This window comes from Streptomyces sp. NPDC093546, assembly GCF_044765045.1.
Lineage (GTDB): Bacteria > Actinomycetota > Actinomycetes > Streptomycetales > Streptomycetaceae > Streptomyces.
In genome coordinates this window covers 628,997-651,191 of sequence record NZ_JBIWJG010000003.1, presented here as the reverse complement: position 1 = coordinate 651,191, position 22,195 = coordinate 628,997, and the positions used below count along the sequence as shown (strand labels likewise).

The 22,195-nt window shown below is 71.0% G+C and carries 22 protein-coding genes and 1 pseudogene; 4 read left to right on the top strand and 19 right to left on the bottom strand.

Features of this window, described 5'->3' with window-relative positions; all coding sequences use genetic code 11:
* Window positions 1-22: 22 nt before the first annotated feature.
* On the top strand, window positions 23-988 hold the full coding sequence (locus tag ACIRNI_RS09480) for a sigma-70 family RNA polymerase sigma factor (protein ID WP_356647860.1): 966 nt from the start codon (window positions 23-25) through the stop codon (window positions 986-988).
* Here the strand turns inward: ACIRNI_RS09480 and ACIRNI_RS09475 are convergent.
* Window positions 921-1,277, bottom strand: a complete 357-nt coding sequence (locus ACIRNI_RS09475; RefSeq protein WP_403549810.1) for an STAS domain-containing protein — start codon at window positions 1,275-1,277, stop codon at window positions 921-923. The two genes, ACIRNI_RS09480 and ACIRNI_RS09475, sit on opposite strands and share 68 nt — an antisense overlap.
* Before the next feature lie 91 nt (window positions 1,278-1,368).
* On the opposite strand from ACIRNI_RS09475, the gene ACIRNI_RS09470 reads away from it, so the two are divergent.
* On the top strand, window positions 1,369-2,028 hold the full coding sequence (locus ACIRNI_RS09470) for an HAD family hydrolase (RefSeq protein ID WP_403549808.1): 660 nt from the start codon (window positions 1,369-1,371) through the stop codon (window positions 2,026-2,028).
* 80 nt (window positions 2,029-2,108) lie between these two features.
* On the opposite strand, the gene murF is transcribed toward ACIRNI_RS09470, so the two are convergent.
* From murF to ACIRNI_RS09440, 6 genes are all read right to left on the bottom strand, one after another.
* On the bottom strand, window positions 2,109-3,506 hold the full coding sequence (gene murF, locus ACIRNI_RS09465) for a UDP-N-acetylmuramoyl-tripeptide--D-alanyl-D-alanine ligase (RefSeq protein ID WP_403549806.1): 1,398 nt from the start codon (window positions 3,504-3,506) through the stop codon (window positions 2,109-2,111).
* Complete coding sequence (locus tag ACIRNI_RS09460; protein WP_403549804.1) at window positions 3,503-4,144, bottom strand: C39 family peptidase; 642 nt, start codon at window positions 4,142-4,144, stop codon at window positions 3,503-3,505. Before ACIRNI_RS09460 ends, murF begins: the two co-directional genes overlap by 4 nt.
* 14 nt (window positions 4,145-4,158) lie before the next feature.
* Window positions 4,159-4,581 carry a hypothetical protein gene (locus ACIRNI_RS09455; RefSeq protein ID WP_403549802.1) on the bottom strand — a complete coding sequence of 141 codons (423 nt, stop codon included), beginning with the start codon at window positions 4,579-4,581 and terminating at the stop codon, window positions 4,159-4,161.
* On the bottom strand, window positions 4,515-5,123 hold the full coding sequence (locus tag ACIRNI_RS09450) for a hypothetical protein (RefSeq protein ID WP_403549800.1): 609 nt from the start codon (window positions 5,121-5,123) through the stop codon (window positions 4,515-4,517). The genes ACIRNI_RS09455 and ACIRNI_RS09450 overlap by 67 nt, the downstream gene beginning before the upstream one ends.
* A gap of 348 nt (window positions 5,124-5,471) precedes the next feature.
* Window positions 5,472-5,894, bottom strand: a complete 423-nt coding sequence (locus tag ACIRNI_RS09445) for a hypothetical protein (RefSeq protein ID WP_403549798.1) — start codon at window positions 5,892-5,894, stop codon at window positions 5,472-5,474.
* Window positions 5,891-6,205 carry a hypothetical protein gene (locus tag ACIRNI_RS09440; protein WP_403549796.1) on the bottom strand — a complete coding sequence of 105 codons (315 nt, stop codon included), beginning with the start codon at window positions 6,203-6,205 and terminating at the stop codon, window positions 5,891-5,893. Before ACIRNI_RS09440 ends, ACIRNI_RS09445 begins: the two co-directional genes overlap by 4 nt.
* A 294-nt stretch (window positions 6,206-6,499) precedes the next feature.
* Between ACIRNI_RS09440 and ACIRNI_RS09435 the strand changes: the two genes are divergently transcribed.
* Together ACIRNI_RS09435 and ACIRNI_RS09430 are read left to right on the top strand one after the other, a co-directional pair.
* Window positions 6,500-7,960: a helix-turn-helix transcriptional regulator gene (locus ACIRNI_RS09435; protein ID WP_403549795.1), complete on the top strand. Its 1,461-nt coding sequence runs from the start codon at window positions 6,500-6,502 to the stop codon at window positions 7,958-7,960.
* A 14-nt stretch (window positions 7,961-7,974) separates the two neighbouring features.
* On the top strand, window positions 7,975-8,595 hold the full coding sequence (locus ACIRNI_RS09430; protein ID WP_403549792.1) for a 2'-5' RNA ligase family protein: 621 nt from the start codon (window positions 7,975-7,977) through the stop codon (window positions 8,593-8,595).
* A gap of 102 nt (window positions 8,596-8,697) precedes the next feature.
* Here the strand turns inward: ACIRNI_RS09430 and ACIRNI_RS09425 are convergent.
* The 12 genes and pseudogenes from ACIRNI_RS09425 to ACIRNI_RS09370 form a co-directional block, all read right to left on the bottom strand.
* Window positions 8,698-8,937, bottom strand: a pseudogene (locus ACIRNI_RS09425) (Uma2 family endonuclease); the annotation flags it as partial.
* 97 nt (window positions 8,938-9,034) lie between these two features.
* The gene (locus tag ACIRNI_RS09420; RefSeq protein ID WP_403549790.1) at window positions 9,035-10,312 is read right to left on the bottom strand and encodes a thymidine phosphorylase; all 1,278 of its coding nucleotides are present in this window, start codon (window positions 10,310-10,312) and stop codon (window positions 9,035-9,037) included.
* Window positions 10,313-10,341: 29 nt separating this feature from the next.
* A complete protein-coding gene (locus ACIRNI_RS09415) occupies window positions 10,342-10,731 on the bottom strand; it encodes a cytidine deaminase (protein ID WP_403549788.1) in 390 nt (129 codons plus the stop codon).
* Window positions 10,728-11,999, bottom strand: a complete 1,272-nt coding sequence (locus ACIRNI_RS09410; RefSeq protein ID WP_403549785.1) for an ABC transporter permease — start codon at window positions 11,997-11,999, stop codon at window positions 10,728-10,730. Before ACIRNI_RS09410 ends, ACIRNI_RS09415 begins: the two co-directional genes overlap by 4 nt.
* Window positions 11,996-13,105 carry an ABC transporter permease gene (locus tag ACIRNI_RS09405; protein WP_403549783.1) on the bottom strand — a complete coding sequence of 370 codons (1,110 nt, stop codon included), beginning with the start codon at window positions 13,103-13,105 and terminating at the stop codon, window positions 11,996-11,998. The genes ACIRNI_RS09410 and ACIRNI_RS09405 overlap by 4 nt, the downstream gene beginning before the upstream one ends.
* On the bottom strand, window positions 13,102-14,652 hold the full coding sequence (locus tag ACIRNI_RS09400) for an ABC transporter ATP-binding protein (protein WP_403549897.1): 1,551 nt from the start codon (window positions 14,650-14,652) through the stop codon (window positions 13,102-13,104). The genes ACIRNI_RS09405 and ACIRNI_RS09400 overlap by 4 nt, the downstream gene beginning before the upstream one ends.
* A gap of 258 nt (window positions 14,653-14,910) precedes the next feature.
* Window positions 14,911-15,954: a BMP family protein gene (locus ACIRNI_RS09395; protein ID WP_403549781.1), complete on the bottom strand. Its 1,044-nt coding sequence runs from the start codon at window positions 15,952-15,954 to the stop codon at window positions 14,911-14,913.
* A 321-nt stretch (window positions 15,955-16,275) separates the two neighbouring features.
* The gene (locus ACIRNI_RS09390) at window positions 16,276-17,499 is read right to left on the bottom strand and encodes an amidohydrolase (protein ID WP_403549895.1); all 1,224 of its coding nucleotides are present in this window, start codon (window positions 17,497-17,499) and stop codon (window positions 16,276-16,278) included.
* 192 nt (window positions 17,500-17,691) lie between these two features.
* Window positions 17,692-18,726: a hypothetical protein gene (locus tag ACIRNI_RS09385; protein ID WP_403549779.1), complete on the bottom strand. Its 1,035-nt coding sequence runs from the start codon at window positions 18,724-18,726 to the stop codon at window positions 17,692-17,694.
* The gene (locus ACIRNI_RS09380) at window positions 18,723-19,625 is read right to left on the bottom strand and encodes an N-acetylneuraminate synthase family protein (protein WP_356646707.1); all 903 of its coding nucleotides are present in this window, start codon (window positions 19,623-19,625) and stop codon (window positions 18,723-18,725) included. Before ACIRNI_RS09380 ends, ACIRNI_RS09385 begins: the two co-directional genes overlap by 4 nt.
* A 2-nt stretch (window positions 19,626-19,627) precedes the next feature.
* Window positions 19,628-20,845, bottom strand: coding sequence for a cytidylyltransferase domain-containing protein (locus ACIRNI_RS09375; protein ID WP_403549776.1), 1,218 nt, complete (start codon window positions 20,843-20,845; stop codon window positions 19,628-19,630).
* Window positions 20,842-22,137, bottom strand: a complete 1,296-nt coding sequence (locus tag ACIRNI_RS09370) for a DUF6716 putative glycosyltransferase (protein ID WP_403549774.1) — start codon at window positions 22,135-22,137, stop codon at window positions 20,842-20,844. The genes ACIRNI_RS09375 and ACIRNI_RS09370 overlap by 4 nt, the downstream gene beginning before the upstream one ends.
* Window positions 22,138-22,195: the final 58 nt, after the last annotated feature.

The window sequence follows — 22,195 nt, the reverse complement described above, 5'->3', positions numbered from 1 at the left end:
AAGCGCGACAGGGGTGGACATCATGAGCGATGTGGCCGTGCAGGACCGGCTGGAGGAGTACCGGACCGAGCTGACCGGGTACTGCTACCGCATGCTGGGATCGGCCTTCGAGGCCGAGGACGCGGTGCAGGACACGATGGTCCGGGCGTGGCGGAGCATCGACTCCTTCGAGGGCCGGTCCTCCCTGCGGTCGTGGCTCTACCGCATCGCGACGAACGTGTGCCTGGACGCGCTGAACGCCGGGAACCGCCGGGCCCGCCCCATGGACCTGACGGCCCCGACGCCGGTGGCGCAGGCGCGGCTCAACGCCCGTCCGGAGCTCACCTGGCTGGAGCCGGTGCCGGACGGGCGGGTGCTGCCGTCGGTCGCGGACCCGGCGGAGACGGCGGTGTCGCGCGAGACCGTGCGGCTGGCGTTCATGGCCGCGCTCCAGCACCTGCCGCCCAAGCAGCGGGCGGTGCTGATCCTGCGCGAGGTGCTGGCGTGGAAGGCGAGCGAGGTGGCGGAGCTCCTCGGTACGTCGGTCGCGTCGGTCAACAGCGCGCTCCAGCGTGCGCGGGCGACGCTCGCGGAGTCGGCTCCGGCCGACACGGCCGTGGCCGATCCGCTCGACGAGGAGCAGAAGCAGCTCCTCGAGCGCTACGTCGCGGCCTTCGAGGGGTACGACATGGAGGCCCTGACCGCCCTCCTCCACGAGGACGCGACGCTCTCCATGCCGCCCTACGACCTGTGGCTGCAGGGCCACGACGACATCGTGGGCTGGATGCTCGGCGTCGGCGAGGTCTGCCGCGGCTCCCGCCTGGTCCCGGTCGTGGCGAACGGCACGCCCGCGTTCGCGCACTACCACCCCGACCCGGAGGGCGGCTTCAGCCCGTGGGCGCTCATGGTCATCGAGATCGTGGACGGCAAGGTCTCGGGCATCACGTCGTTCCTGGACGTGAAGCGCTGGTTCCCGTTGTTCGACCTTCCGGACCGCCTGGAGGCGTGACCTCGCCGAGGAGCCCCTCCAGCCCGACGAGCCGGAGCAGCGCCCGCAGCCCGGGCGCTGCCCCGCGTACGGCCAGGGGGTGCCCGAGCCGCTGCGCGGTGAGCCGCAGCCGTGCGAGGGCCTCGACGGTGACGAGGCCGGGGCCGGTCACGCCGCCGACGTCGCAGTCGACGGGCGTCCCGGCCGCCGCGCCGTCGAGCAGCTCGGCGAGCTCGGCGCAGAGCCGGGGCACGTCGTCGGGGCCGAGGGGGCCGGCGAGGCGGAAGACGAGGGGGTCGGTGGTGTCCACACGGAGGGAGACCCGTTCCGCGCGGTGAACTCATCGGTGCCCCTCACCGGTGCCGCTCACGGGTGCCCGTCCTGCCCGTACGCTGCGGCCCATGACTCATGATCACGTACACCCCGTCGAACTGGTGATCTTCGACTGCGACGGCGTCCTGGTGGACAGCGAGCGGATCTGCGTGCGCGTCGACGCGGAGATCTTCGCCGGCCTGGGCGTCTCCTTCACGGAGGAGGAGATCGTCGAGCACTTCGTGGGCTCGTCGTCGGAGACGTACCGGGCGATCGTGGAGGAGCGGCTGGGCAGGCCGCTGGAGCGGGGCTGGTTCGACGCGTACAAGCACCTCTACGAGGAGGCGCTGGACGCGGAGCTGACCGTGGTCGACGGGATAACGGACGCCCTGGACGCCTTGTCGGTGCCGTACTGCCTGGCCTCCAACGGCGGCCACGCCTCCATCCGCCGCAACCTCACCACCACGGGCCTGCTGCCCCGCTTCGAGGGCCGCATCTTCAGCGCGGCCGACGTCCCGCGCGGCAAGCCCGCCCCGGACCTCTTCCTCCACGCGGCGGCCACGATGGGCGTCCCACCCTCCCGCTGCGCGGTCGTCGAGGACAGCCCGTACGGCGTCGCCGCCGCCCGCGCGGCGGGCATGCGCGCCTTCGGCTACTGCGGCGGCCTGACGCGGGCGGACCGGCTGGCGGGCGACGGGGTGGTGGTTTTCGACGACATGCGGGAGCTGGTGGGATTGCTGGGGCGCTAGGCGGTGGGAAACGCACTCATGTCGATGGTGAGGTGAAGAGGACGGGGAGGCGGTGATGGCCGCCCTCCCTCCAGTTTCCGTCAGGCGTCGCGCTGGACCCTCATGGCAGCGAGTTCACGGGCGACGGTTTCGAGCCCGAGGGCGTTGGCCCCCTTGACGAGGACGACGTCGCCCGGCCGGAGATGGGTGTCGATCTGGCGTGCGAGGTCGTTGGCGGGATCGACGCCCGTGGCGTCGAGACCACTGTCGCGGATAGTGATGATCAGCTGCTGTGTGTGGGGGCCGCCAATGCCAATGGTGTGGTGGACACGGTGACTGATCACAGCGCGCGCAACCTTGTCATGCCACAGAGCAGCCTCGTCGCCCAGCTCGGCCATCTCGCCGAGGACGGCAATGCGGCGCCGGGTGGGACCGGCGATGTCGGCGAGCGCGTCGAGCGCCGCGAGGACGGATTCCGGGCTGGCGTTGAAGGCGTCGTTGATGACGGTAACTCCGTCGTGGGGGCGTGTGGTGACTTCCATGCGACCGCCGGATGCAAGGGTGGCGTGTTCCAGGCCGCGGACGATGCGATCGAGGGGGATGCCTGCGGCGATGGCGGTGGCTGCAGCGGCGACGGCGTTGGTGACGTTGTGGCGGCCGTAGATGTGTGCGAGCTCCACGGAGGCCGTCCGGCCGGCGTGCTGGAGGACAAAGGTGGGGTGCCCATGGGCGGTCGTGCTGATGTCTACGGCTCGTACGTCGCAGGCGTCGCCGGTGCCGAAGGTGAGCACGCGGGCGGTGGTCTCACGGGCCATCGGCGCCACGAGCGGGTCGTCGGCATTGAGGACGGCGACACCGTACTCGGGCAGGTTGCAGACGATCTCTGCCTTCGCGGCGGCGATGGCCTGCCGGCTGCCGAACTCGCCGATGTGCGCGGAGCCGACGCCGAGGACCGTGGCGATGCGGGGGCGGACGGTGTCGCACAGGGCCGAGATGTGCCCCTTGCCGCGGGCGCCCATCTCCAGCAGCAGATAGCGGCTGGTCTGCTCGACGCGGGACACGGTGACGGGGAAACCGATCTCGTTGTTGAACGAGCGGGTGTTGGCGACGGTAGGTCCATCGAGGGCGAGCACCGTCTGCAGGATGTCCTTGGTGGAGGTCTTGCCGGCCGAGCCCGTGATGGCGATGACGGTGCCGGTGTACTCGGCCGCGATGGCGTGCGCGATCTGGCGCATCGCCTCCAGAACGTCGGGGACGACGATCGCCGGGGCGTTGACGGGTCGGTCGGCGAGGACGGCGATGGCTCCGTCGGCGACGGCCTGCGCGGCAAAGTCGTGGCCGTCGAGGGTGCGGCCCTTCAGGCACGCGAAAAGGCTGCCCGCGTGCACGGTGCGGGAGTCGAACGACAGCGGGCCGGTGACCTGCTTGGCAGGGTCGGGGGTGTTGTGCAGGGTGCCGCGGGTGACCTGGGCGATGTCGTCGAGGGACAGATGGATCATGAGGCTCCTTGGTGGGCGCGGCCCAGGACGACTCCGCGGCCTGCGTAGAAGCGGTCGAGGTCGGCCCAGGGCACGGTGTGGAACTGCTGGGACCGCCCGGGCAGTCCGGACGGGTTGTGCAGCACGACTCCGCCGGGGCCGGAGCCGACGGCGAGCACCAGGTGCCCGCCGCGCCCAGACGGGCGCGGGGCGAGGGTTCGGATCGTCTTGTGCACCGACAGCAGCACCAGACGGCCCCGGGATACCTCACCGTCGACTTCCTCAAGCGGAAGCTCGGGCCTGGCCTGGGCGTAAAGGCCCCAGCGGCGACGGACCCAGTCGGCGAACGGGGCGTAAATCAGTCCCTTGACCGTCGTCTCCCCGGTTCGCGCATAGGCGCCGGCATCGAGGGCATCGTGCAGCAGCGGCATGGAGGGGGGAACGGAGTGCCCCCAGAAATCCAGGGCCATCCGCAGGCACGCCATGCCGCACATACGCGGTGCCCAGAAGGCGTACTCCTCACGGCTGTCGGCACCGGATTTCTGCCAGAGCGGATCGTCGGCCGCCGACCGGGCGCCGGTGATGAATTCCGGCACCAGGTCGGCGGACTCCCACTGCGAGTAGTACGGGACACGGTGGACGATCGTGGAGCCAGTCATGACCCCAGAGTCTGCTACGGCACGTACGCGGGCTTGGTGAACGCGGTGTCCAACACGTGCACGATCAGCTCCTCGTAGGGCATGTCAGCCGCCTTGGCCATGGTGGCAAGGTTGCCCAGCTCGGACAGTCCCGGCACGGTGTTGATCTCCAACACCGGAGTCCGGCCGCTGGGCGCGATGAGGAAGTCGACACGGGAGACGCCGTGTGCGCCGACGAGCCGGTGCACCCGCAGCGCGACCTGGCTCATCCGCGTCACGACCAGGTCCGGCAGGTCGGCCGGGCAGGTCTCCCGCCGCAGGGACAGGTCGTGCTTGGCCTCGTAGTCGTAGAACTCGCGGTCGGTCTCCACGGTGTGGACTGGCAGCGTCGTCAGCTCACCATTGACCTCCAGGACGCCGACGGTGGCGGGGATTCCGGGGACGAACTCCTCCACCATGTACTCGGTGTAAGGCTGCTTCCGGTTCTTCTCCAGCAGGGCGGCCAGTTCCGCCCGTTGCGGGCAATGCCGGCTTCGAGACTTCCGCCGCCGGAGGCGGGCTTGAGGAAGGCCGGGAACCCAAGGCTGTAGCTGACGGACGACACCGTGGTGGCGGTGGAGTGCGTGGAATGGACCTCCAGCCAGCGGGGCGTGTCGATCACCGCAGCAGCGATAGCGGCCTTGAAGGTCGGCTTGTGCATGCCGACCGCGGACGCTTTCACGCCCGAGCCGCTGTAGGGAATGCCGAGCGTGTCGAGAGTGCCCTGGATCTTGCCGTCCTCGCCGCCCAGGCCGTGAGAGGCGAGCAGCGCCACGTCGATGCGGCCCTTGAGGCCGGTCAGGTCCAACCCGGCAAGGTCGATCAGTTCCGCGGTGAGCCCTTGCATGGTCAGGGCCTTGCAGGCAGCCTCGGCGGAGGCGATCGAGCCGGGCCGCTCAGGCGATTCGCCGCCGAACAGAACGCCGATGCGCAGGTCGGAGTGGTCACGGTTTTCGGGCATATACGCTCCCAAGGAGGTTGGAGTTACTCCAGTCGAAGGCGTCCCGAGGCGAGAGACGTGCCCGCGTTCGCTGTCCAGGCCAGCGGGCCGTTCTGCTTCGGGGCGCTCAGTGCACGCCGCTCGGCGTTGGGGTGTGTCACTTCCGCTGTTCGTGGCCCAGGCGAAGCGGCTGGTGGTCGCAGGGGCAGGGCGCCGGCTGGACCGGCATGATCTCCCGGCCAGTAAGCCCCATGGAGGACGTGCCCGTGCAGTCATGGCGTCCGCCGAAGATCCGGGCACCGCAGCACGGCTCGCACGGCAGCAGAAGGGTCCCCAGCACGAAAAGACGGGGCTCGTTCGGCCGGTCGGTCACTGCGCACGCCCCTGACCCGCTCGCCGGCCCATCACGGCATCGATCTCCGTTGCGAGAGCGGCGCGCAACAACTCCGGGTCGGTGAGGTATCGGGTCGGGCTGAGCGGCGTGGCCCAGCGCAGTCCGGGACCTTCCGTGTAGGTCACGGGCGGCACGGCGACGTACGTTGTCGCGCCGCAGATACTCACGGAGGGCTGCAGCAGCACCCACTCATCCGCCGCGCCGGGCCACACGAGCCAGTAGAGGATGGCTCCGAACCCGTCCTCGATGACGGCACCACTGTTCTCGCCCAGCCGCGCAAGGACGCGGGACCCAAGGGAGGAGGGCACCCTCACGGCGTCCCACCAGCGTCCGGCCGGGAGCAGCGTGACGTCGGGGCCTTGCGGCGGAGTCCATGGCTCCACACGGCTCGGCATCATCGGCCCGCCTCCACGCTGTCCAGGTTCGCGAGGAGGCCCGGCGAAAACCTGGCCCTCGCAATAAGGGCACGTTCGCGTTCCTCCGGGCAGAGCACGTAGAGGCGTACGGAAGGGAAGGCGGGGAGTGCGGCGTTGAAGGCGCGGCGCTTGCGGGCCCGCGCGAGTACGGCGGCCCAGCCCTCCGGCGACGGCATGAGCACCGGTCGGAACTGGTTCGCCGCCGACGGAACGTAGCGGCGGCTGTGCCTGCTCGGCGTACGCCCGAACAGGACTGCTCTCACCCATTCGAGGGCTTCTGATACATAGTGCATGTCGACTCCCGATCAGTCGGCCATGCCCCGGGGCCGTTATGCGGTCGCCGGGGTCTCGTGCAGGGCCACCAGCACTCGGTTGGTGGGTGCCTCAACAGTCGCAACCTGTGCCGCTATCGTCACGGTCGCCGCTGTCCAACTTTTTTGGCGGGCCCACGAGACGTTGACCTGCCAAAACGTGTGCCTGTGAGCGGCGGGGTGGACGGGTCTGCTCCGTGCTGGCCGCGAAGCGACTCCCTCATGGGTGGTCTGGTGGCTACCTTGAGCTCATCGACCCTGCACGTAGGAGAGTTGATGACGTCACAGTCCAGCTCAGGCACCAAGGGCGAACGCGATGCCTTGCGCCGCGAGATGACCGCTGCGGGATGCAGCGTCGCGGACATCGCGGTGGAGATGCGCACCCGCTTCCGGATACGCCCGCGTGAAGCGTGGCGTCACGCCCATGGCTGGACGCTGCAAGAGACCGCAGAACGCATCAGCGCATGCCCAGGGCAGGCCATCGCCGCCGATGCATCCCTCGTCAGCAAGTGGGAGAAGTGGCCGGGTCCGAGCACGCGCCGTCCCAGCCTGTCGGTTTTCGTTGCCACCGCGGCTGTGCTCGGATGCAGCGTGGAGGATCTCCTCGACCTGGAGGACTACCGGGCTCTACCCGAAAGCGACCTGCGCCTCCTCCGCCACCGTCAGCCCGAAGCTCCGCAGCCCGTCGAACCCATACACTCGCCAGCCGTTGCGGTGCCAGGCACTGACGACGTCCTCGCTGCCGCCAACGAGTCTGCCACGTGGGCACAGTGGGCGGAGTCCACCAACGTCGGGGAGGTCGCCCTGCAGCAGATCACGGCCGACGTGCAGACACTGGCAGGCGACTACCTGACGGGCAACGCCATCCAGCTGTTCGGCCGCACGCGCCAACTGCGTGATCGTGTCTTTGGCCTCATCGAGGGGCACCAGCCACCGCAGCACTCCGTGGACCTGTACGTCTCGTCCGGCTACCTGTGCGGCCTCCTGGCCTGGATCTCCAGCGACCTGGGAAACCTTCGCGCAGCAGATACTCAAGCGCGCACGGCCTGGCTATGCGCCGAAATGGCCGGGCACACTGAGCTACGCGCATGGGTCGCCTCGACCCGCAGCAAAATTGCGTTCTGGGACGGTCGCCTGCGGGATGCCATCAACCATGCCCGACGCGGCGCCGACTACCACCCGCAGGGAAGCGTCGGCGCACTGCTGGCCTGCCAGGAAGCCGACGCATGGTCCAGGCTGGGCGCGGCTGATGAGACACAGGCCGCGCTGCGCCGTGCTGCCGCAGCGAGGGACAACCTTGTCGGCACAGACGACGTCGGCGGCATCTTTGCCTGTTCCCCAGCCCGTCAGGAGAACTACGCGGCCGGGGCACACCTGCGAATCGGCGCGTACCGTGATGCGCTGGCCGAGGCGGACTGCGCGCTCGACCACCTCAGGGCGCAACCTATTCGTGCCTACGGAACCGAGGCACAGATTCACATCAGCCGTGCCGCTGCTCTCGTCGGCACCGACGAGCCCGACGGTGTCATGGAGGCACTCGCTCCAGTCCTCGCCATGCCGCCGGAGCAACGCCTTGAGCCCATCACACGGCGAGTTCAGGAGCTCGGACAGCTCATGGGCAGCAGCCGAGCCGCCTCTGGTTCTGTCACCATCACGGCACGACAGGCCCTGGAGGCATGGTGCTCGGACTCAGCGCCGCGGCGCCTTGCGCTCTCGCCAGGAGAAGGTACGGCCTGATTGGATCTCGGGGCATGACGACAGGAACTGAGTACATGCGCGATCACTGGTGGTGGCGACCCGGCTGGAGCGAAGGTCGACGCTTCTACACCTGGCACCTGACGTTCGACAGGCAGCCTGAAGTCCATAGGTTCGCCGAACAGTACCGTGCAGTGCTTGCTCCGGTTGGTGGGCTCGACCTGATCCCTGACCGGTGGCTGCATCTGACCATGCAGGGCATCGGATTCGTGGGCGAAGTAGCCGAGCAGGAGGTGCTGTCGATTGCTGAAGCGGCCAAACGCCGACTGGCGAACGTGCCGCCATTCGACGTTGTTCTCACAACCCCTGTGGTGGACCCCGAGGCGATCCTCGCTCCGGTGCAGCCGGATGCTCCGGTGCGAGCGGTCCGTGACGCCATCCGGGCTTCGATCGGCGACGTTCTTCCGGAAGTTCCAGAGCGAGCCGAGGGCTTCAGGCCACACGTGTCGGTCGGCTACAGCAACGGGACGGGCCCGGCCGCCCCGTTTGTGGCCGCCATCGCCGCAGCAGAGGTCGCGCCCGCCCACGCCCACATCACTCACGCCGAGTTGATCATCATCAACCGAGACAACCGTATGTACGAGTGGGAGTCGCTCGCGCAGGTACCCCTCGGCTAACGCCTCGCGGTCGCCTTCTCCGACGGCCGACGCCAGCGGCCCTCGGCTTCCGGGTGGAGTTCCGGCTGGACGAGGTGTGGCTGGCGAAGGGCGCCGGGGCGGTCAACTGACGGGGAACTCTCCCGTGTCGATGGTGAGGTCGAAGGGGGCGGGAAGGTGGATCGGGGCGCCGTACTCCACGATGCCAAGCACGCGGTACATCCCACTTTGGGGCTCTCCGTAGAGCGCGGCTGCAGGGCGGCCGGAGTGTCAGCTGTCCAGCAGGAGGTACAGCGGCACTCCCGCCGCATAGCCGTGCAGCTTCTCGACCCGGTCGTGGTTGGCGTCGAACCTTGATGTGAGAGCAGCCCGACGTTCGCTCATGGAGGGGATCCCGGCATGCCGAACGGGGCCGGTGGAGGTCCACCGGCCCCGTTCACCCGTACGAGGGCACGGCTGGTCAGGCGATACGTTCCAGCACCACCGGGCTCGGCTCGTACGCCGTGCCGGCCGGGGCGATGTCGTACGTGCCCTCCAGGGACCGCAGGGCGTAGTCGAACTTCTCCGGGGTGTCCGTGTGGAGGGTCAGCAGGGGCTGGCCCGCCGTGACGGTGTCGCCCGGCTTGGCGTGGAGTTCGACGCCCGCGCCCGCCTGGACCGGGTCCTCCTTGCGGGCGCGGCCCGCGCCGAGGCGCCAGGCGGCGACGCCGACGCCGTACGCGTCGAGGCGGGTGAGGACGCCCGAGGCGGGGGCCGTGACGACGTGCTGTTCGCGGGCGACCGGCAGCGCGGCGTCCGGGTCGCCGCCCTGGGCGGCGATCATGCGGCGCCAGACGTCCATCGCGGAGCCGTCCGCGAGGGCCTTCGCCGGGTCGGCGTCCTTGATGCCGGCCGCGTCGAGCATCTCGCGGGCGAGCGCGATGGTGAGCTCGACGACGTCGGCGGGGCCGCCGCCGGCGAGGACCTCGACGGACTCGCGGACCTCCAGGGCATTGCCCGCGGTCAGGCCGAGCGGGGTCGACATGTCGGTGAGGAGGGCGACGGTCTTCACGCCGTGGTCGGTGCCCAGGCCCACCATGGTGGAGGCCAGTTCGCGGGCGTCGTCGATGTTCTTCATGAACGCGCCCGAGCCGACCTTGACGTCCAGGACCAGCGAGCCGGTGCCCTCGGCGATCTTCTTGGACATGATGGACGACGCGATCAGCGGGATGGCCTCGACCGTGCCGGTCACATCGCGCAGCGCGTACAGCTTCTTGTCGGCGGGGGCGAGCCCGTCGCCGGCCGCGCAGATGACCGCGCCCGTGGTGTCGAGGACGTGCAGCATCTCCTCGTTGGAGAGCAGCGCCCGCCAGCCGGGGATGGACTCCAGCTTGTCGAGCGTGCCGCCCGTGTGGCCGAGGCCCCGGCCGGAGAGCTGCGGCACGGCCGCGCCGCACGCGGCGACCAGCGGGGCGAGCGGCAGCGTGATCTTGTCGCCGACGCCGCCCGTGGAGTGCTTGTCGGCGGTCGGGCGGGAGAGGGACGAGAAGTCCATGCGCTCGCCGCTCGCGATCATCGCGGCGGTCCAGCGGGCGATCTCCGTGCGGTTCATGCCGTTGAGCAGGATGGCCATCGCCAGCGCCGACATCTGCTCGTCCGCGACCACGCCGCGCGTGTACGCGTCGATGACCCAGTCGATCTGCTCGGGGCTCAGCTCGCCCCCGTCCCGCTTGGTGCGGATGACGGAAATCGCGTCCATGGGGTGGGTGTTTCCTTCCAGTGGCTTGTCTAGGCGAGGTGCTGGGGGCCGAAGGCCTGCGGGAGCATCTCGGCGAGGGTGAGGATCCCGGCGGGGGTGTCCAGCAGCAGCTGGTCGCCGCCGAACTCGTACAGCAGCTGACGGCACCGGCCGCACGGCACCAGCACCTGACCGTGCCCGTCCACGCACACGAAGTGCGTGAGCCGGCCGCCGCCCGTGGCCTGGAGCTGGGAGACCAGCCCGCACTCGGCGCACAGGCCGATGCCGTACGAGGCGTTCTCCACGTTGCAGCCGGTGACCGTGCGGCCGTCGTCCGCGAGGGCGGCCGCGCCGACCGCGTACCCCGAGTACGGGGCGTACGCGTGCGCCATGGCCTCCCTCGCGGCTTCCCGCAGGGACTCCCACAGGTCGGGCGTCACTTGCCCTGGCCCCTCTTGTACGGCAGGCCGTCCGCCTTCGGCATGCGCAGCCGCTGCGCGGACAGGGCCAGCACCAGCAGGGTGGTGACGTACGGCGCGGCGTCCACGAACTGGCTGGGCAGCTTGTCGGTGCCCGCGTACCAGACGAAGAGCAGCGCGCAGATGACGGCCGAGATGGCGGCGGGGATGTACTTCTTCTTGTACAGCTGCCAGATGACGAGGCCCACGAGCAGGATCGCCAGCAGCAGGAGCATCGCGTGGACGTTCTCGGCGCCGCCGCGCAGCTTGAGGCTGTCGGTGAAGCCGAAGAGTCCGGCGCCGAGCGCGAGGCCGCCGGGCATCCAGTTGCCGAAGATCATCGCGGCGAGGCCGATGTAGCCGCGGCCGCCGGTCTGGCCCTCCTGGTAGATGCCGGTGGAGACGATGGCGAGGAAGGCGCCGCCGAGGCCCGCGAGGGCGCCGGAGACGATCACGGCGATGTACTTGTACTTGTAGACGTTGACGCCGAGGGACTCGGCGGCCACCGGGTTCTCACCGCAGGAGCGCAGCCGCAGGCCGAAGCCGGTGCGCCACAGGATCCACCAGGTGGCGGGGACGAGCAGCAGCGCGACGACGGTCAGCAGCGACAGGTTGGTGACCAGGCCGCCGAGCAGGCCCGCGAGGTCGGAGACGAAGAACCAGTGCTTGGCCTGGAGCTCGGCCAGCCCGTCCGACAACCCCGGGATGGTGATGTCGGTGACGCGTTCGATGCGCGGGGACTGCTTGGAGGAGCCGCCCGGGGCCTCGGCGAAGGTGAAGTTCGACAGGTAGCGGGTGGCGCCGGTGGCCAGGATGGTGATGGCCACACCGGAGACGATGTGGTTGACGTTGAAGGTGACCGTCATGACCGCGTGCAGGACGCCGCCGAGGGCGCCGCCCAGGATGCCGAGGGCGACACCCGTCCACGGGCCCCACTGGTAGCCGGCCCAGGCACCGAACCAGGTGCCCATGATCATCATGCCTTCGAGGCCGATGTTGACCACGCCGGCCCGCTCGGACCACAGGCCGCCGAGGCCCGCGAGGCCGATCGGGATGGCCAGCTGGAGGGCGCCGGAGATCTGGCCCACGGAGGTGAGGTCGTCGGCGCCGCTGATGACGCGGACCAGCGAGAACAGCGCGAGGCCGCCCGCGATGATCAGCAGGATGACGGGAAGGGACAGCTTGCTGCGCCCGCCGCCCTTCTTCGGCGCGACCGCCGCGACCGAAACAGTGCTCGTGGACTCGCTCATGCTGCCACGTCCTCCTTCTTCTTTCGGGCCTGGGCAGCGAGCTGCTCGCCCACCTTCTGCTGCTGCCGGCGCAGGCCGTACTGGCGGACCAGTTCGTACGCGACGACGACCGAGATCACGATCAGGCCCTGCATGATCATGGCGATCTCCTTCTCGAAGCCGTACTGGTCGAGGGAGGCCGACGCCTTGTCGAGGAAGGCGATGAGCAGGGCGGCGAAGAAGATGCCGACGGGGCTGTTGCGGCCCAGCAGCGCGATGGTGATGCCCGTGAAGCCGACACCGACCGGGAAGCTCAGGCTGTACGTGTGGGTCTGGCCGAGCAGCATCGGCATGCCGGCCAGGCCGGCGACCGCGCCGGAGATCAGCATGGCGGTGAGGACCATCCGCTTGGCGTCGACGCCGCTCGCCTGGGCGGCGGAGCCGCTGGCTCCGGTGGCGCGCAGGTCGAAGCCGAAGCGGGTGCGGTTGAGGACGAACCAGTAGACGACGCCCAGCGCGAAGGCGACGAAGGTGAAGCCGTAGATCGTGCCGCCGTCCACGTCGAGGCCGGGCATCCAGCCGGACTCGGCGATCTCACCGGTGGTGAGGTCGTTGGAGCCGGGCGGCTGCACACCGAGGTTGGAGGGCAGGATCAGCCAGGCGATGAGGCTGGTGGCGATGGCGTTCAGCATGATCGTGGAGACGACCTCGCTGACTCCGCGGGTGGTCTTCAGGACGCCCGCGATGCCGGCCCACAGCGCGCCGACGAGCATGGCGACGATCACGATCATCAGCACGTGCAGCGGCCCGGGCAGCTCCACGGCGGCACCGAAGACCGCGGCGAGCATCACCGCGAGGCGGTACTGGCCGTCGACACCGATGTTGAACAGGTTCATGCGGAAGCCGATGGCGACCGCCAGCGCGGCGAGGTAGTACGTGCCGGTCTGGTTGAGGATCAGGACCTGGATGTCGGTGAACTCCAGGCTCCGGAACATGATCCGGTACGGCTCGATCGGGTCGCGGTCGGAGACCAGCAGCACCACGGAGGTGAGCAGGAAGGCCACGACCAGCGCGAGCGCCGGGCCGGCCAGGCCCAGGATCAGCCGGTCCTTGTCGAACTTCTTCATCGGCCCTCACCGCTGCTGTCGTTGTCGTCGTGGCGCTCGTGGTGCTCCAGATGGCCGGTCGCGGCGCCGGTCATGGCCGAGCCCAGCTCCTCCGGGGTGATCGTGGCGGGGTCGGCGTCCGCGACCAGCCGGCCGCGGTACATCACCCGCAGGGTGTCGGAGAGCCCGATGAGCTCGTCCAGGTCGGCGGAGATCAGCAGCACCGCCAGGCCCTCCCGGCGCGCCTCGCGGATCTGGTCCCAGATCTGCGCCTGCGCGCCGACGTCCACGCCCCGGGTGGGGTGGGCGGCGATGAGGAACTTGGGGTTGTGGCTCATCTCGCGGCCGACGATCAGCTTCTGCTGGTTGCCGCCGGAGAGGGAGGCCGCGGTGACCTCGATGCCGGGGGTGCGGACGTCGTACTCGCGCACGATCCGCTCGGTGTCCTTGCGGGCGGCCTTGAGGTCGAGGATGCCGCCCTTGCTGTTGGGCTTCTCGGTGACGTGGCCGAGGATGCGGTTCTCCCAGAGCGGGGACTCCAGCAGCAGGCCGTGGCGGTGGCGGTCCTCGGGGATGTACCCGATGCCGCCCTCACGGCGCTTGCGGGTCGGCGCGTGGGAGATGTCGGTGCCGTCGAGCGTGATGACGCCGCCGTCGGGGTCGCGCAGGCCGATCAGGGCCTCGATGAGCTCGGTCTGGCCGTTGCCCTCGACGCCGGCGATGCCCATGACCTCGCCCTTGTGGATGGTGAAGTCGATGCCCGCCAGGACCTCGCGAACAATGCCGTCGGGGTCGGTCTCGGCCAGCCGCAGGTCCTGCACCCGCAGCATCGGTACGTCCGTCACCGTCGACTCGCGCGTCTCGGGCGACGGCAGCTCGGCGCCGACCATCAGCTCGGCGAGCTGCTTGGTGGTGGCCGTGCGCGGGTCGGCGGTGCCGACCGTCGTACCGCGCCGGATGACGGTGATGTCGTCGGCGACGGAGAGCACCTCGCCCAGCTTGTGCGAGATGAAGATGACGGTGAGGCCCTCCGCCTTGAGCTCCCGCAGGTTCGCGAAGAGCGCGTCGACCTCCTGCGGGACGAGCACGGCGGTCGGCTCGTCGAGGATGAGGGTGCGGGCGCCGCGGTAGAGGACCTTGAGGATCTCCACGCGTTGGCGGTCGGCGACGCCCAGCTGCTCGACGAGCGCGTCGGGACGGATGTTCAGCCCGTACGCGTCCGAGATCTCCATGATCTTCTTACGGGCCTTGCCCCCGATGCCGTACAGCTTCTCGCTGCCGAGGACGACGTTCTCCAGCACGGTGAGGTTGTCGGCCAGCATGAAGTGCTGGTGGACCATGCCGATGCCGATGGCGATGGCGTCGGCGGGGCTGGAGAAGGAGACCCGCTTGCCGTCGATGGTGATGGTGCCCTCGTCCGGCTTCTGCATGCCGTAGAGGATCTTCATCAGGGTCGACTTGCCGGCCCCGTTCTCACCGATCAGGGCGTGGACGGTGCCCTTGCGGATGGTGATGTCGATGTCGTGGTTGGCCACGACGCCGGGGAAGCGCTTGGTGATGCCGCGCAGCTCTACGGCGGCGGCCGACGCAGCCGGCGGCGATGACGGACTGGACGCGTTGATGACGCACTCTCCTTGGCGGGAAAGGAGCGGAGGGCAGGGGCGGAGGGCAGGGGGATGGCCTGAAGCTATCGCGACACGCGGGGCTCTACGCGCGTAGCAATCCCGAATGGAAAAAACCCGGGGGCGGGACATGGCCCGGGTCCGGAGAGGCGGCTCACGCCGCACTCTCCGGACCCGCGGAACCTGGGTGTCCCGGCCGCGCGGTTACGGGGCGGTCTTGACCGTGATCTTGCCGGCGGTGATGTCGGCCTTGGCCTTCTCGACCGCGGCGGTCACGTCGGTCATCTTGGTGTACGCCGGGTTCGAGGTCGACAGGCCGACGCCGTCCTTGTCGAGGCCGTAGCGGACCTCACCGGACTGCGGCTTGCCGTCCTTGACCGACTTGATCAGGTTGAAGACCGAGTCGGAGACGTCCTTGGTCACCGAGGTGAGGATGTACTCCTTGTACGGAGCCAGGCCCTTCTGGTTGTACTGGTCGGAGTCGACACCGATGGCCCACTTCTTGGCCTTCGCGGCGGCCTCGATGGAGCCGGAACCGGCGAGACCGGCCGCGGCGTAGACCACGTCGGCGCCGGCGTCGATCTGGCCCTGCGCGGCGGCCTTGCCGAGGTCCGGCTTCGAGAAGCCACCGAAGTCCGGCGGCTGCGTCAGGTACTGGACCTTGACGTTGACGTCCTTGTTGGTGTCCTTGACGCCCTGGACGAAGCCCGCCTCGAACTTCTTGATCAGCGGGGTCTCGACACCGCCGATGAAGCCCACCGTCTTGGACTTGGTCACCTTGGCGGCGGCGACACCGGCCAGGTAGGAACCCTGCTCCTCGTTGAAGACCAGGTTGGCGATGTTCTCGCCCTTCTTGGACGTGTCGTCGATGAGGCCGAAGGTGGTCTTCGGGAACTTCGGCGCCACCTCGGCGATGGCCGGCGCGTACGCGAAGCCGACGCCGATGACCGGGTTGTTGCCGGCACGGGCCAGCTCGGTGAGGCGCTGGACCTTGTCCGGGTCGCCCTCGCCCTCGCTGGGCTCCGCCTCGGTGCCCTTGACGCCCAGGTCCTTCTCGGCCTTCTCCAGGCCGGCGAAGGCGGCGTCGTTGAAGGACTGGTCACCGCGGCCGCCGATGTCGTACGCGATGGCCGCCTTCGGCTCGCCACCGGAAGCGGTGTCCGATGACTTTCCGCCACACGCGGTGGCGCTGAGCGCGAGTGCCGCGGAGGCAACGCTCACTGTTGCGATCCGAGTGATCCGGCGCAAGGGGGGCTCCTTCGACCTGACCGAAGCGCCACTTCCGGCGCTGGTTTCGCGGCGATCGTAACGCGCGTAGATGCCAGATAAAGCCCTGTACGGAAGCCGTTATCGATTCGTCGCGAACAGCCGCCTGTGCGGCCTCCGCACGGCGGGGCGCGCGGGGCGGCGGCCGCCCCCGGCGCGACAGCCGCACGTCACCGCCGGGCCACGGTGCGTGGATGTGCCGTGGAGCCGCGCCCGACGGGTCCGGCGGGCGCGGCCGCAAGGCGCACAAGGGCGAGTTCGAGCCACTCGGCCCGCCCTTGAGGCCGGGGGCTGTGCCGGGGGTTACGCCCTGCCGGCGTCGAGCAGGGCCGCCGCCGTGAAGAGCTCGACACCCACCTTGATCGCGGACTCGTCCACGTCGAAGTCCCCGCGGTGCAGGTCGTGCTTGGCCGGGTCGCCGGGGCGGCGGACGCCCAGGCGGGCCATGGCGCCCGGGACATGCTCGAGGTACCAGGAGAAGTCCTCGCCGCCGAGGCTCTGCTCGGTGTCCTCGATGGCGTACGCGCCGTAGCGCCGGGTCATCGCGTCCTGCAGCAGCCCCGCCACGGCCGGGTCGTTGACGACCGGCGGGACGCCGCGCACGTACTCGATCTGGCACTTCGCGCCGTGCAGCGTCGCCACCTCGTCGATCGCCGCGTACACCTGGTCCGGGGCGTCGCGCCACGCCGCCAGGTCCAGGCAGCGCACGGTGCCGCCGAGCTCGGCGTGTTGCGGGATGACGTTCGGCGCGTGGCCGCACTCGATGCGGCCCCAGGTGAGGGCGAGCCCGGCGCGGGCGTCGATGCGGCGGGCCAGCACGGCGGGCGCGTCGGTGGCCACGCGGGCGGCCGCGGTCACGAGGTCCGTCGTCAGGTGGGGGCGTGCGGTGTGGCCGCCGGGCCCCGCGAGGGTGACCTCCAGGCGGTCGCACGCCGAGGTGATCGCCCCGGTGCGCAGCCCGATGCGCCCGGCGTCGACGCGCGGGTCGCAGTGCACCGCGATGATGCGGCCCACGCCGTCCAGCGCGCCGGCGTCGATCGCCTCGACGGCGCCGCCGGGCAGCACCTCCTCGGCGGGCTGGAAGATCAGCCGTACGGGGTGCGGCAGCAGCCCCTGCCGGTCGAGGTCCGCGAGGACGAGCCCGGTGCCCAGGACCACCGTCGTGTGGACGTCGTGGCCGCAGGCGTGCGCGCGGTCCGGCACGGTGGACCGGTAGGGCACGTCGGTCTTGGTGTCGGGGATGGGCAGGGCGTCGATGTCCGCGCGGATGGCCAGCATGGGCCGTGCGCCGTCCTGTCTGCCGATGTCACACGTCAGCCCCGTACCGCCGGGAAGCACCCGCGGGCGCAGCCCGGCCGCCTCCAGGCGGGTCTTGAGCGCGGCCGTCGTACGGAACTCCTGGAAACCGAGCTCGGGGTGCATGTGCACGTCACGGCGGAAGGCGATCAGCTCGGCGCGCAGCGCGTCGGGCAGCACACCGAGCAGAGGCGTTTCGCCGGGAACGTCGGTTTCGAGGTCGCGGGACATCAACTTGTTCACCCATGAAAGGGTAGGCGCGTTCCCCCCTCAACTAACGTGTGATCTACAAAACTTCAGCCCGTTAGGGGAAAGAAACCTGGTTGGGCGGGCTTGAGCGGCGAGCGAAGTGGGTAAGCTCACGCGTTTTCGGCCTTTTTTCGGGCTTTTTTCGATCGCTGTGCGATCGCCGTGAGGGGTCGCTCACGCGACCGTGAGCCCCGGTCCGTGCGCCGTGCGCGCCGACTCCGTCACCGCCGCCAGGAACCCCCGCGCCCGCGGCGACGCGCTCGCGCGCAGCCACTCCGGCGCCACCTCGCACACCGCGATCCTGACCCCGGTGCCGGCCAGCGCCAGGGGGAGGGTGTGGACGACCGTGGAGGGGAAGCTCAGCACGGTGCGGCCGATCGGGCCGCGCCGGGCGATCAGCTCCAGCGGCAGCTCCGGGCGCACGATCTCCAGGCCGGTCCCGGTGGCGATGCGGTGCAGCTTCTCCACGCTCTCGCGGCGGTGCGCGAAGTAGCGGGTCGCGCCGTGCGCCGCCGCGAGCGCGGCGACCGCCGCCACGTACGGCTCCGGCTCCACCACGCCCGTCTCGACGAGCGAGGTGCCGACCAGGTCCGCTCCGTCGCTCACGCGGGGCGGCCCGAAGCGCGCGCGGGCCCAGGCGAAGCGGTTCGGGACGACGGTGGTGCCCGGCGGCGCCTCCACCGGCAGGGCGGTGAAGACCTCCACGGCGCGCCTGCGCGAGGGGGCGAGCCTGCGGCGGGCGAGGGCGGTCACCGGCGCGAGGGCCAGCTCGCGGGGGGCGAGGCCGTGGCCCCGCCGGTGCCAGCGCACGAGCCGCTCGCCGCGCGCCAGCCGCTCCGCGAACTCCATCGTCGCCGTGCCGTCGTCCACGACGGTGACGGCACGCGGCCCGAAGAGCGTCAGCAGCAGCTGCACGTACCGCGAGAACGGGTCGCCTATGAGCACCCGCTCCGCGCCGCGCAGCAGCGGCGCCAGCTCCCGCAGGGTGCGCGGCAGGGCGCCCCGCCCGAGGCGGGCCTCCTGCCAGCGGACGGTGACGCCCTCGTCCCGGGCGAGGGCGGCCATGCGGCGCAGCTGTCCCCGCGACATGGGGTCGGTGGGCGGCAGCACCACCACCGTCAGCTCGGGCCGCCCCGAGTGGTGGGCCCACTCCAGGACGTTCAGCAGCTGGACGGGGCTCTCGACGAAGGCCAGGTGGGGCGCGGTCATACCGTGGCCGGGACGCGGCGGAGCTTCTTCATGGGGGCGAGCTCGGACTCGTACACCTTCTTGATCCCGTCGCCGAGGGCGGCCTCGATGGTGCGGATGTCGCGGACGAGGCGGGCGAGGCCGCCCGGCTCGACGGAGGCGGCCTGGTCGGAGCCCCACATCGCGCGGTCCAGGGTGATGTGGCGCTCGACGAAGCAGGCGCCGAGGGCGACGGCGGCGAGGGTGGTCTGGAGGCCGGTCTCGTGGCCGCTGTAGCCGATGGGGATGTTGGGGTAGTCCCGCATGAGGGACCGGATCACGCGGAGGTTCAGCTCCTCGGCCTTCGCCGGGTAGGTGGAGGTGGCGTGGCAGAGCAGGGTGGTGTCGCTGCCGAGCACCTCCACCGCGTGGCGGATCTGGCGCGGTGTCGACATGCCGGTGGAGAGGACGACGGTACGGCCGGTGGCGCGCAGGGCGCGCAGCAGCTCGTCGTCGGTGAGGGACGCGGAGGCGACCTTGTGGGCAGGCGGGTCGAACTTCTCCAGGAACGCGACGGCCTCGGTGTCCCACGGGGAGGCGAACCAGTCGATGCCGCGCGCCCGGCAGTGCTCGTCGATGGCGCGGTACTCGTCCTCGCCGAACTCGACGCGGTGGCGGTAGTCGATGTACGTCATGCGGCCCCACGGCGTGTCGCGCTCGATGTCCCACTGGTCGCGCGGGGTGCAGATCTCGGGGGTGCGCTTCTGGAACTTCACGGCGTCGCAGCCCGCGTCGGCGGCGGCGTCGATGAGGGCGAGGGCCTTGTCGAGGTCGCCGTTGTGGTTGATGCCGATCTCGCCGGTGACGTAGACGGGCTGGTCGGGGCCGACCGTCGTGCGGCCGATGGTGCGCAGGCGGGGGTTGGTGCTCAGGGGGTTCACGTTCACGGGTCCTTACGTGGCGGGGAGGGCGTTCGGGGGAGGGTGTTCAGGGTGGGGCCGAGGAGCCAGGCGGCGATCTCGCGGACGGCGCCCGCGCCGCCGGGCGTCTCGGTGACGGCCCGGGCGGCGGCCCGTACGGAGTCGTGGGCGCTGCCGACGGCGACGGGCCAGCCGACGAGCCCGAAGCAGGGCAGGTCGTTGACGTCGTTTCCGGCGTAGAGCACCCGCTGGGGGTCGAGGGCGTGGTCGTCGCACCACTGCTTCAGCGCGAGGTCCTTGCGGTCGACGCCGTGCAGGACGGGGACGCCGAGCTTGCGGGCGCGGGCGGCGACGACGGGGTTGCGCTCGGTGGACAGGACGAGCAGCCGGATGCCCGCGCGGCGCAGGGCGGCGACGCCGAGCCCGTCGCCCCGGTGGACGGCGACGAACTCGCGGCCCTCGGAGTCGATGAGGACGCGGTCGTCGGTCTGCGTGCCGTCGAAGTCGAGGACGACGGCGTCGACGTCGTCGGCGGTGGGCCTCGCCGTCTCGTCGAGGAGCGGTGCGAGGGCGCGGGCGCGGGCCAGGTCGTGCGGGTCGTCGATCTCCAGCACCCGCGCGGGGTCGGTGACGACGAGCGCGGTCCGCCCGAAGAACCGGTGCCGGTGCGTGCGGAAGCCGCGCGCGTCCATGCCGTACGCGGCGCCCGTCTCCAGGTACTCGGGCTCGCGGTCCTGGCGCCGGGGGCGGTGGGCCTTGTCGTGGTTGACGCCGACCGCGCCCACCGGGGTCCCCCACCACAGGAAGCCGTGCGTCGGGGCGACGGTCAGGGCGGTGTCGGCGCCCCGCTCCTGGAGCTCGGCGGCCACGCCGTCGACGTCGTCCGCCGTGAGGAAGGGGCTCGTGCACTGGACCAGGAGCACCACGTCGACGGGGCGGCCGTGGCGCTCCTCGAAGGCGTCCAGCGCGTGGAGGACGGCCTCCTCGCTGGTGGCGGTGTCCGTGGCGAGGGCGGGTGGCCGCTCGACGGCCTGGGCGCCGGCCGCGCGGGCCGCGGCGGCGATGGCGGGGTCGTCGGTCGAGACGACGACGTCGGTCACGCGGCGGGCGCCGAGGCAGGCGCGTACCGCACGGGCGACCAGCGGGAGGCCGCCCACCGGGGCCAGGTTCTTGCCGGGGACGCCCTTGGAGCCGCCGCGGGCGGGGATGACGGCCAGCACCGTGGCCGGGCGCGCGGTCACAGCTCCCCCAGGCGGCGGATCACCGGGGCCACGCGCTGCACCCCGTGGCGGTACAGCCCGCGCGCCGCCTCCCGCAGCACGCGCCGCGCGGCGGACGCCGAGGGGGCCGCCGCCTCGGTGTCGAGGCGGTGGCGGCCGAGGACGCCGGGCAGGTACCCGGGGGCGGTCGCGGGCGTGTAGTACGGCGCGAGGGGCGGCAGCACCGGTTGGTCCAGCAGCTCCCGCACGCGGGCGCGGACGGCGTCGAAGGCCGTGGCGTACGAGCCGTCCGGCGCGACTCCTTGCGCCCCCAGCCATGCCGGGCCGGGCGTGGGGCGGTGCCCGGCGTCGAGGGCGTCCCACGAGGTGAGCAGGCCGGAGCCGAGGAAGTGGTGGTTGCCGAGCACCTCGCGCACGCCCAGGTCGGTCAGGACGGCGGTCGGGATGCGCCGGTGCAGGGCCTCCAGCGCGGCCGTGGACGACACCGTGACCAGCAGGTCCGTACGGTCGAGCACCTCGCCCATGTGGCCGTGGACCAGGCGGAGGTTGGGCGGCAGCGGGCCGCGCGCCAGCCTCTGGTACGGGTGCTCCTCGAGGTGCGTGGTGTGCTCGCCCGGCTTGGAGCGCAGCTTCAGCAGCACCTCGCGGCCCGGGTGCAGCCGGGCGTGCTCGACCAGCCGGCGCAGCAGGTAGGCGCGTTCCTCGCGGGTCGCGGGCACGGACGGCTGCGCGGCGAAGACGACCGTGTCGCGGCCGGGCTCCGGCGCGTACGGCGCCCCGCCGAGGAACGGCAGCGCGGCCTCCACCACCGCCGACGCGTCCGCGCCGACGCCCTCGTACACGGCCCGGAAGCGCTCCGCGTCGTGGCGCGAGTTGGCGAGGACGACGTCGGCGCCGTGCCGCAGCAGCAGCCCGTCGGCGAGCTTCTCGTACACGACGCCGACGTAGCCGGTGACGAGCACCGGGCGGCGGGGCAGCGCCATCCCGGCGAGGCCGTGCAGCATCGCCTGGACCGTGCCGCCGACGAGCGCGAGGACGACGACGTCGTACGCCTCCTCCCGGACCGCGCGGAGGAACTCGGCGCCCGTCACCTCGCGGGGTACGCCGACGCCGGCGCCGACCTCGGCGAGCTGGCGGGCGGTGGGTGTGGCCCGGCCGCGCAGCACGTAGCCGGTGATCTCGGGACCGGCTCCGGGGCCGGGCGGCGTGAGGCGGCGCGCGGTGAGCGCGCCCCACTTCCATCGGGTGTCGGAATCCGCGAGGACCGCGATCCGCACCGCTGGGCTGCTGCTGCCGGTACGTGTGGAAGGCACGCCGAGGACGTTAGGAAGGCATTCCGCTTCGCGGCCCAACAGGGCCGCAACAAAGGGT